The organism is Collinsella sp. TF11-5AC, assembly GCF_003436775.1.
GTDB lineage: Bacteria > Actinomycetota > Coriobacteriia > Coriobacteriales > Coriobacteriaceae > Collinsella.
The window spans coordinates 43,258-45,549 of sequence record NZ_QSQO01000017.1; the positions used below are offsets into that span (position 1 = coordinate 43,258).

A 2,292-nucleotide genomic window follows, 5' to 3' on the forward strand; every position below is an offset into this window, starting at 1 on the left:
GTGTTAGCGCTACTGTAAAAACAACCATTTTGACCAACGCTCAACAACCAATCATGCCAACGCAGTCCCGCCATTTGCGCCAACGCATTTTCACCATTTCCACCAACGCCGGGGCTTACGCTTCGATCGACGAGCGAACGATGCTTTCGGGAGGAGCGGGCCGTGGCGGAGAAGAACCTGATCGGAGAGTTGGACATGTACAGGGAAGCGGGCATAAAGCCCAACTTCAGCGACATAGCGAAGCGCTACGGCAAGGACAGGCACACCGTGGCGTCGTACTGGAGGGCCGAGGGCGGGCGGCCCCACGACGGGCGCGGCGACAGGGCGGGCTCGTTCGACGCGCACATCGAGGAGGTGGCCGCCAAGGCGCAGCTGCCGGGAGTCACCAAGAAGGGCATCCACGAGTGGCTGCTGCACAGGTATCCCGGCGAGGACCTGGCCGGCTACAACGCCTTCACCCAGTTCATGCGCAAGAACGGCATCGCCGTCGGGGCCTCCGGCGGCCCGGAGCCGCACCCGCGCTTCGAGACGCCGCCCGGACTGCAGCTGCAGTTCGACTGGAAGGAGTCCGTCAAGATGGCGAACCGCGACGGCGAGCTGTTCGAGTTCAACGTGTTCGCGGCGACGCTGGGCCATTCCCGCAGGCACATATTCATCCGGTCGAGGACCAGGACGACCGACGACCTGGTCAGGTGCATGTACGCCACGATCGCGAGGCTCGGCGGCGTGCCGCGCGAGTGGGTCACGGACAACATGTCCGCCCTGGTGACGGTCAAGGGCGGCCGGCGCCTCAAGGTCCAGCGCGCGTACGAGTTCGCCAAGGCCGCCGGCTTCGAGCTGAAGCTGTGCCGCCCGCGCAGCCCCCAGACGAAGGGCAAGGTCGAGTCGTCGAACCGCTTCCTGTCGCGGCTCATGGCCTACCAGGGCGACTTCGACGGCTGGGACGACATCGACGAGATCGTCGCGCGGATCGAGGACGCCAGCAACTCCGAGCCCAACGAGACCACGGGGCTGCCTCCCTCCGCGCTGTTCATGGAGGAGAAGGACGCGCTGCTGCCCGTCGGCAACCTGCGCGCCCTCGAGGAGGCGATGGGCGACGTGGTGCGCGTGGCCAGGGTGCCGGCCACGATGCTGGTGAGCGCGCACGGCGAGCCCATGTCGGTGCCCAGGCGCTGCATCGGCAGGCCCGCCCGCATCGTCTGCATGCCCGGCGGCGCGATGGACTGCTACGTCGGCGGCGAGCTGGTGGCCACGCACGTGGCGGGCGGGCCGGCCTACGACCCGGCGCACTACGCCGAGGCCATGGCCGGCAAGCGGTGGTTCGGCGACGCCGCCGGCGACATCGAGGCGGCCGCCGCGGCCAACCTCGGCCTGCTCGACTCGATAGGGGGCTCGCTGTGAGCACCGCCGTGCAGGCCAGCCCCCTCAACCGCCTGGCGGCCAACCTCGAGGAGCTGGGGCTCGAGGGCATGGCGTCGTCGGTGCCCGAGTACGTCAGGCTCGTCGCCGACGGGAGGAAGGGCCTGGTCGACGCCATGCTCGAGCTCACCGACGCCCAGATAGCCCTCAAGCGGCGCGCCGACGACGAGCGCCGCACGAGGATGGCCAACTTCCCCTACATAAAGACGCTGGCCGACTTCGACTGGGGCTTCCAGCCGAGCGTGCCGCGCGGGCTGGTCGAGCAGCTGGCCACGCTCGAGTTCATCGACCGCGGCGACAACGTCGTGCTCGTCGGCAGCCCGGGCGTCGGCAAGACCCACCTGTCGATAGCCATAGGCCACGAGGCGGTGATGGCCCGCAAGCAGGTGTACTTCGCCGACTGCTCGAGGCTGGTCGAGGACCTCAAGCACGCCTCGGCGAAGGAGGCGCTGGCGCGCAGGATACGGTTCTACGAGCACTGCAGCCTGCTGATAATAGACGAGCTCGGCTACCTCGATATCGGCAAGGAGGGCGCCGACCTGCTGTTCCAGCTGGTCAACAGGCGCTACGCGCTAAAGCGGTCGACCATCGTCACGACCAACGTGCCGGTGGGCAGGTGGGGCGACGTGTTCGGCAGCAACGTCACGGCCTCGGCGGTGGCCGACAGGCTTTGCCACCATTGCGCGATGATCAAGATAACGGGACGGTCGTACCGCCTGAAGGACGTATCCATCGGCGGCGAGGACGGGAAGGAGGAGGGAGCCTAGACGCCGAAAGCGGCGCATCCGCGTTGGCGAATCCGGCGCATCCGCGTTGGCGCGATTGGCGAAAATACGTTGGTGAAAATGGTGAAAAATATATTGACGCTAACAG

2 protein-coding genes are annotated in these 2,292 nt (G+C 67.1%); both read left to right on the plus strand.

Annotated features, from left to right (window positions below; translation table 11 throughout):
* The first annotated feature begins 162 nt into the window (after positions 1 to 162).
* Positions 163 to 1,401, plus strand: coding sequence for an IS21 family transposase (gene istA / locus DXD16_RS07805; protein ID WP_117655710.1), 1,239 nt, complete (start codon positions 163 to 165; stop codon positions 1,399 to 1,401).
* Positions 1,398 to 2,186, plus strand: coding sequence for an IS21-like element helper ATPase IstB (istB, locus tag DXD16_RS07810; protein WP_117655711.1), 789 nt, complete (start codon positions 1,398 to 1,400; stop codon positions 2,184 to 2,186). The genes istA and istB overlap by 4 nt, the downstream gene beginning before the upstream one ends.
* The last annotated feature ends 106 nt before the right edge of the window (positions 2,187 to 2,292 follow it).